This is a genomic window from Streptosporangium sp. NPDC004379 (genome assembly GCF_042873875.1).
Lineage (GTDB): Bacteria > Actinomycetota > Actinomycetes > Streptosporangiales > Streptosporangiaceae > Streptosporangium.
This window is the reverse complement of sequence record NZ_JBIAMC010000009.1, coordinates 363,116-370,674: the sequence shown is the minus strand read 5'-3', so window position 1 is coordinate 370,674 and position 7,559 is coordinate 363,116. Positions and strand designations below refer to the sequence as shown.

At 75.6% G+C, this 7,559-nt stretch carries 6 protein-coding genes; 2 read left to right on the top strand and 4 right to left on the bottom strand.

Annotation, left to right across the window (positions count from 1 at the left end):
• Positions 1–89 precede the first annotated feature (89 nt).
• Positions 90–785 (bottom strand): GntR family transcriptional regulator, encoded by a 696-nt coding sequence (locus ACFYSC_RS21840; RefSeq protein ID WP_389964445.1) that lies wholly within the window; start codon positions 783–785, stop codon positions 90–92.
• Between the two features lie 103 nt (positions 786–888).
• Here ACFYSC_RS21840 and ACFYSC_RS21835 point away from each other — a divergent pair, with 103 nt between their 5' ends.
• A complete protein-coding gene (locus ACFYSC_RS21835; protein WP_389964442.1) occupies positions 889–2,097 on the top strand; it encodes an amidohydrolase in 1,209 nt (402 codons plus the stop codon).
• A 34-nt stretch (positions 2,098–2,131) separates the two neighbouring features.
• On the opposite strand, the gene ACFYSC_RS21830 is transcribed toward ACFYSC_RS21835, so the two are convergent.
• The 3 genes from ACFYSC_RS21830 to ACFYSC_RS21820 are packed head-to-tail and all read right to left on the bottom strand — an operon-like array spanning position 2,132 to position 5,917.
• Entirely contained in the window at positions 2,132–3,460 is a 1,329-nt protein-coding gene (locus tag ACFYSC_RS21830) for a kynureninase (RefSeq protein WP_389964439.1), read from the bottom strand.
• Positions 3,457–4,281: a tryptophan 2,3-dioxygenase gene (locus ACFYSC_RS21825; protein ID WP_389964437.1), complete on the bottom strand. Its 825-nt coding sequence runs from the start codon at positions 4,279–4,281 to the stop codon at positions 3,457–3,459. Before ACFYSC_RS21825 ends, ACFYSC_RS21830 begins: the two co-directional genes overlap by 4 nt.
• A gap of 19 nt (positions 4,282–4,300) precedes the next feature.
• A complete protein-coding gene (locus ACFYSC_RS21820; protein ID WP_389964434.1) occupies positions 4,301–5,917 on the bottom strand; it encodes a benzoate-CoA ligase family protein in 1,617 nt (538 codons plus the stop codon).
• Positions 5,918–6,427: 510 nt separating this feature from the next.
• Here ACFYSC_RS21820 and ACFYSC_RS21815 point away from each other — a divergent pair.
• The gene (locus ACFYSC_RS21815; protein WP_389964431.1) at positions 6,428–7,468 is read left to right on the top strand and encodes a hypothetical protein; all 1,041 of its coding nucleotides are present in this window, start codon (positions 6,428–6,430) and stop codon (positions 7,466–7,468) included.
• Positions 7,469–7,559: the final 91 nt, after the last annotated feature.

The window sequence follows — 7,559 nt, the reverse complement described above, 5'->3', positions numbered from 1 at the left end:
TACGACAAGCTCGCCGGCCGCTACCTCGCGGGCGTCACCATCGCTTCCCTGCTGCTCTGGCTCCGCCACGCCGAATTATCAGACACGCCTTAGTCCCGATCCCCGGTCCGGCGGCGGCGGGTGCGGGTCACCTCGACCGGGTCGACGCCGGCGGCCCACCGCCCGGCGAGCGTCAGCGTCGGCTCACGGCCGCCGGCGACGTGGCGCAGCGCGCAGACCGCCGCCCGGTCGGCGTCGCCGCCGGCGATCGCGGTGTAGAGCTCCTCGTGCTCGGCGCACTGCGTGGCGGGGTCGCGCTCGGAGGTCAGCAGGAACAGCCGGCGCAGCTGGGCGTCGAGGGGGCGCATCAACGCGCCGAGCAGGGCGTTCCCGGCGGCCTCGACGATCTCCGCGTGGAACTCGGCGTTGGCCGTCACGACGCCCCGGCGGTCGCCCCGCCGTACGGCGTCGCGGGCCCGGTCGAGGCAGCCGCGCAGCCGCGCGAGGTCGTCCGCCCCGGCCCGCCCGGCGGCCAGGCGCGCGGCCAGCACCTCCAGGCTCTCGCGCACGTCGAACAGGTCGCGCACGTCGGCGGGGGTGAGCGGGCTGACCAGGGCGCCGCGGTTGGGGACGATGACCACCAGGCCCTCGGCGGCCAGCAGGTGCAGCGCCTCGCGGAGCGGGATGCGGGAGACGTCGAGCTCGGCGGCGAGGTCGCGCTCCACCAGCCGCTCGCCCGGCCGCAGCTCCACCTCGACGATGCGCCGCTTGAGCGTCTCGTAGACCCGGTCGCGCAACGCGCTCACCTTCCGCTCCTTCCTGCCTGCGCCGAAGCCAGCCTATTGCCCCCGCTATTGGTATACCGTTAATGTCGCGACGACACCGCGGATGAGAAGGACAGAGGAGAGCATGAGCGAGCTGCTGCTGCGCGACGCCCGGATCCAGGGCCACGAGGGCCCCGCCGACCTGCTGATCCGTGACGGCCGGATCGCCGCGCTGCTCACGCCCGGCGCGGGCGGTCCGGACATGCCGGACGTGCCGGACGGCTTCGCGGGCGAGACCGAGGACCTGGACGGCCGGCTCGTGCTGCCCGGCCTCGTCGACGGTCACGCCCACCTGGACAAGACCCTGTGGGGCGGTCCCTGGGTGCCGCACAGCTCGGGCCCCGGCCTGATGGGCAGGATCCGCAACGGCCAGGAGCGGCGGCCCGAATTCGGCATCCCCAACGCCGACCACATCGCCGCCCTGCTCGAGAACATGATCGTCTGCGGTACCACGCACGTCCGGTCGCACGTCGACGTCGACCCGCTGGTGGGCCTGGACTCCGTCGAGGCGGTCCGTGAGGCCGTCGGGCGCCTCGACGGCCGGATCTCCGCCGAACTCGTCGCCTTCCCGCAGGCGGGCATGCTGATCAGCCCCGGCACGGAGACGCTGCTGGAGGAGGCGCTGAAGGCGGGGGTCGAGCTGATCGGCGGGCTCGACCCCGCCGGAGTGGACCGCGACCCCGTCAGGCACCTGGACGCGATCTTCGGCCTGGCCGGGCGGTACGGCGCGGGCGTGGACATCCACCTGCACGACGGCGGCACGCTCGGCACCTGGCAGTTCGAGCTCATCATCGAGCGGACCCGCGCCCTGGGGCTGGACGGCAAGGTCACCATCAGCCACGGCTTCGCGCTCGGCGACGCCGACCCGGCCACCCGCGACCGGCTGATCGAGGACCTGGCCGAGGCCGGGATCGCCCTCGCCACCATCGCCCCGGCCAGGGGAGTGCTGCCGCTGCGGGCCCTGACCGAGGCCGGCGTCCGGGTGACCCTGGGCAACGACGGCGTCCGCGACCTGTGGAGCCCGTTCAACTCCGGGGACATGCTGGAGCGCGCCTTCCTCCAGGCCAGGGGCACCGGCGCGCGCGACGAGGACATCGAGCTGGTCCTGGACGCCGCCACCCGCGGTGGCGCCCGCGCCCTGGGTCTCGAAGACCACGGCCCTGCCGTGGGCGACCGCGCCGACCTGGTGGTGGTGGACGCCCGCAACGCGGCCGAGGCGGTGTGCGCGCGCCCGCGCCGGTCCCTCGTCGTCAAGGCCGGCCGGATCGTCGCCCGCGACGGCCGCCTCGCCTGACGGCCCCGGCGCCGCGGAGGGCGCCGCGGCCCGGTCAGGACCCGGGGACCGGCGACCCCGCCTCCCGCCGCAGGGCGGCGACCTCCTCGCCGAGGGCGTCGACGGCGGCGGCGAGCTGGGCGTCCGACAGGTACGGCGCCGGCCCGAACCGCAGGTACTCCCCGCGGCTGTCGGTCAGGACGCCCCGCTCCGCCAGCCGGGCCTGCAACCGCCCGGCGTGCGGCGACCGCAGCGACAGGAACCCGCCGAAGTCGCCGGGGGAGCCCTCCCGGTCGCGGGTGACGAGGTCGTCGGGGATGTCCAGCGCGTCGAACCCGGCGGTCAGCAGCCCCCGCTGGCGCAGCGAGATCCGGCGCAGCACGGACGGGGTCAGCCCGTGGTCGGCGAAGAAGCCGAACACGCGGGCGGCGCGGTAGTGGCTCGTCGGGTCGTAGGTGGAGCCCGCGAACCGGGCGGCCCCGGCGGGGTAGCCGACCGTGCCCTCCCGGTGGTCGGCCGCCAGCTCGGCGAACTCGGCGTACCAGCCGGTGATCACCGGCCGCAGCCCGGCGGCGTGCGGCGGGATGCGCAGGAAGCAGTTGCCCTCGCCGAGCTGCAGATACTTGTAGCCGCCGCCGACGACCCACGCCGCGTCGAACCCGTCCAGGGAGAACGGCACGACGCCCAGGGCGTGGTAGGCGTCCACCAGCAGCTCCGCGCCGCGCCGCCCGCAGGCGGCGGCCAGCTCGCCGAGACCGGGGACGATCCGCGCGGTCTCGAACAGCACCGCCGACACCAGCACGGCGGCCGTGCGGTCGTCGACGGCCTCGGCCATCCGGGCCGCCAGCGTGACGGCGGGCTCGGCCGGGACGCGGACGACCTCCACCCCCTCCTCGGCCAGCCGGCCGAGCTGGCGCCGCAGCGTGTGGAACTCCCCGTCGGAGGTGACCAGCCGGGGCCGGGACCGCAGATCCAGCGCCGACAGGAAGCGCAGCACCAGCTCGTGGGTGTTGCCGCCGAGGGCCAGCTCGGCGGAGGGGTCGCCGAGGAACCGCCGGAAGCCCGCCCGCACCTCGTCGGCCTTGGCCATCGCCCGGCCCCACTTGGCGTCCACCTCGCGGGCGGCGTCCTCGAACGCCTCCACCTGGCCGGCCATCGCCACGTCGGGCCACGCCTGGTGGGAGTGGCCGGTCAGCAGCATCCGCTCCGCCACCCGGAACATCGAGTAGTGCGGCGCGAGCAGCGCCGACCGGTCGCCGCCGGGCACGGCGGCCTCCGGGACGCGGGGGCGTGTGCCGTCCGGCACGGCCGCGCCGTCCGTGGCGGGAAGGTCCGCGCCGTCCGGGTGGCCGACGCGGCCCTGCGGGTTCTCACGGTGGTTCACAGAAGGCTCCTGACCGCCCACAGGTCCGGGAAGACCGGGGCGAACACGTCTCCGCGGGGATCGGCGTCGTCGCCGGTCGCCCGTTCCACGATCCTGGCGTGCCGGTACCGCCACTCCTGGAAGCCCTCGTCGAGGTCCACCAGCCGCTCGCAGATCTGGGCCGCCGCGCCGTCGTCGCGGTGGACCCGTACCAGGACGTCCTGGAGGCCGGGCGACGGCGCGGCCGGTGACGACACGTCCCGGTACAGCAGGTCGCACGGGACAGGATAGCCACGCGCCGCCAGGTAACCGAGGAGGGAGTCGAAGACCGACGGCCGGTGCCTCGCCGCCTCCGCCTCCGTCACCCCTCCGCCGTCCGGGGAACCGCCTGCCGGGTACGGCTCCGCGGACGGCGGGCGGCGGTCAGCGGACGGCGGGCGGCGGTCAGCGGACGGCGGGCGGCGGTCGCGCCACCCCAGCACCGCCTCGGTCTCGCGGAACCCCGCCGGCTCGAATGCCCCCGGCCCGGCCGTCTCGCCGTCGGCCAGCTCCCACGCGGCCAGCGGCTCGACGACCTCCAGCTGGGCGACCAGCGCCCGCAGGATCCGCAGCGACCGGTCCACCGCGCGCAGCGCCCCGGGGCCGTCGCCGTGGTCGAGCCCGCGCTGCAGCGCGCCGAGCTCCCGCAGGAGCTGCTCGAACCACAGGCCCTGCGCCCGGAGGGCGACGGCGAGCAGCGTCCCACCGGACCCGCCGGGGCGCGTCCTGGGCGGTGGCGTCAGGATCTCGTCCAGCGCCAGGTAGGAGGGGTACGCCGTCTCCTGCGACTGGTCAACGATCATCTTCATCTCCCGTACCCCCTCAGGCCGCCTCGGACAGGCGTTCCGGCCGGCCGGCGCCGTCCCGGGCCTCGACGTCGCCGCCCGCGCCGTTCAGGGCGCGGCGGTCGAGCTTGCCGGAGCCGGTGTGCGGCAGCTCCGCGACGAACCTGATGTCGCGCGGGCACTTCTGCGGCGCGATCCTGGACTTCGCGAACGCCCGCAGCTCCTCGGCGGACAGCTCGCCGTCGGCCACGACGTAGGCCCGCAGCCGGGTCAGGCCGTCCACCTGGTGGCCGACGACCGCGCACTCCGTCACGGCCGGGTGGCCCAGCAGGCAGTTCTCCACCTCGGCGGGCGCCACCCAGATCCCGCCGATCTTCAGCATGTCGTCGGCCCTGCCGCGGTAGTAGAAGTAGCCCTCGGCGTCGCGGGTGAACAGGTCGCCGGAGCGCACCGTGTGCTCGCCGACGAACGTCTCGGCCGACTTCTCCGGCTCCTGCCAGTAGGCCAGGGCCACGGTCTCGCCGGTCACCTCCAGCAGCCCGGTCTCGCCGTCGGGCAGGGCCCGGCCGTGCCGGTCCACCACCCGCGCGCGGTAGCCGGGCACCACCCGGCCCAGGCTGCCGGGGCGGGTCCGGCCGGGCCGGTTGGACAGGTAGATGTGGTACGCCTCGGAGGAGCCGATGCCGTCGACGACCTCGACGCCGAAGGTGTCCAGCCACCGGCGGTGCAGCTCCTCCGGCAGCGGCTCGCCGGCCGACGTGCACAGCCGTATCGAGCTGAGGTCCTGCTTCGCGGCCTCCGGATGGGCGATCATCGCGCTCATCATCGTCGGCACGTTGACCAGGATGGTCGGCCGGTACTTCGCGATCAGCTCGAAGATCCGGTCGGCGGTGCTGCGCTCGGGGAAGACGATCCCGGCCGCCCCCACCCCGAACGGGAACAGCGCGGTCAGGTCGCGGGCGTAGCCGAAGAACAGCTTGGGCACCGGCAGCACGACGTCGTCGGGCCGGATGTCCAGCACGCCCCGGGCGTACCACTCGAAGCTCAGCAGCGGGCTGCGCGCGGGCAGCACGCACGCCTTGGGCGCGCCGGTGCTGCCGGTGGTGAACTTCCAGATGGCCACGTCGTCGCGCGTCGTCTCCGCCGTGGCCGGCTCGGACGGCTGCGCGGCGACGAGGGAGGCGAAGTGGCGCTCGCCGGGCCGCAGGTCCTCCTCGGGAACCCCCACCACCAGCAGGTTCGTCACCCCGGCCTCCCGGAGCCGGTCCAGGGTCACCGCGTCGGCCACCACGACGGCGGGCTCGGCGTACTCGGCGAAGTAGCGGTAGTCCTTGGGCTGCAGATACGTGTAGACCTCGGCGGTGACGGCGCCGATCCGCTGCGCGCCGTACCAGGTGGCGACGAACTCCACCCCGTCGCCGAGCGCGAGCAGCACCCGGTCGCCGCGCCGTACGCCCAGCGCGCGCAGCGCGTTGCCCACCCGGCCGGCCAGCGCCCGCAGCTCGGCGTAGGTGACGGGACCGGCGTCGGTGAGGAGCGCGGTCCGCTCGCCGGGGTTGCGGTCCAGGAAGTGCTCGGCGACGTTGAAGCGGGGAGCGTCGTCAGGGCGGCCGTGGACATCGAGTCCGGGCGGCGTGGTGACGGAAACGTCCATGGGAAGACCTGCCTCGTGGCTGGTGGTTCGTCCTCGTGCCACCCACGATGCATTCCGGGCGGAACGCCGGACAGGCGGAACGGAGGCAGCAAAATGGCCGCGGCTGGCAGGAACCTGTCAGCCGCCTGACGCCGCGGCGCCTCCCCCGCACACCGGGAGAGCGTCCCCCGCGCTCGCCTCGCGTCCTGCGCCCTGCCTCCTGCGCGCCCGTCCCGCGCGCCCGCCCGGTGTGCCCCGGGCCGCCACGCGGGAGGGGGCGGCCGACCGTATCTTCTCGCGGATTGCTGACTGGGCTCCGCCGCGTTGACCTCCTACGGGACCGGCGTGCTGTACTGGATCACGTACCGGCCCCCGAACCGTTTCCGACGTCGGGGCGGGAAGCCGGTCGGCGGAGAAACCCCGGCCCGCGGCCGGCCGACGTCCCCCTTCCGCGAGGTGAACGGCGGCCGCGGGGCCGACGGCCTTCACTCCGGGCCCGCACGGGCCGGGATCTGTGAGGAGGAGGGACCGATGGCGTCCACATCTGCGGAACCCCGGCCGGTCACGGCACCGGAGGCGGATCCCGGAACGACGGGGGAGGTGACCGGCTGCCTGGGCGGCACGGTCCACCTGGCGTACGCGCAGGCGTCGCCCGCCGCGCCCGCCGTGATCGCCGCGGGCTTTTCCGCCTACGCGGCCCTGACCAGGGCGCGGGCCCGAGCCGACGCCCTCGGACTCCTGCACCGTCTGCCGGCCGGGTCCGATCCGGTGTCGGGCTCCGGCCCCGTGCCCGGCCTGGGCGGGCGGCGGCTGCGGCTGACCGACTTCGTGCCCGGCACGCCGGAGGACGGGCCGGTCGTCGCCGGCACCGGCCTGCTGACCGGGGACCGCTACCTGCTGCCGGCCGAGGTCTGCCGGCTGGGGGAGGGCGACGGCATGGTCGAGCCCACCGAGGTCGGCGTGGTCGACAACGGGGTCTCCGCGGCCGTCGCCGAGCTGCTCGCCCACGACGTGGTCACGCGCTGGTGGGCCGATCCCCGGCGGCGGATCCTCCGGGTGTCCCGCTATCTCGACCGGCTGCTTCCCCCCGGGGTCGTCGAGGCCGCGTCCGGCCTGGGCCTGTGGGTGTCGGCGTTCGTGCTGCCCGCCCCCGACGCCCGGGTCGCCCTGGTCGGCGTGGGCGGCGAGGGGACGGCCATGGCGGCCGCCGCGGCCCGGACGGTCAAGGAGGCGGTCGGCGAGGCGTTCCTGCGGGCGATGGCGTCCCGCGCCCAGCCGTGGGACGAACTGCCGGCCGGCGACTCGCTGCGCCGTCTCGTGGTCTGGCACCGCGAGGCCGACTACCTCGCCTACCTGGAGAGTTCGGCCGTCGACACCGGGCCGCGCCTCCTCGGTGAGCCCGGCGGGCTGCGGCCGTCCAACTGGGCGGACGTCGCGTCCCGGCGGTTCGGGCACGAGCCGGTCGCGGTCACGGCCGGGCCGTCCCGCCAGGTCGTCAAGGTGGTCTGCCCCGGCGCCGCCTGCCACCGGCCGCTCCCTCCGGGCACCGCGCTGCCCTGCCCGGTGAACTGACCCCCGCTCCCCGGGGCGTACGACGGCTCCCGGCGTGGCGTACGGTGGCCTTCGACGTGGCCGTACGGCTGTACGGTGGCCCCCGGCGTGG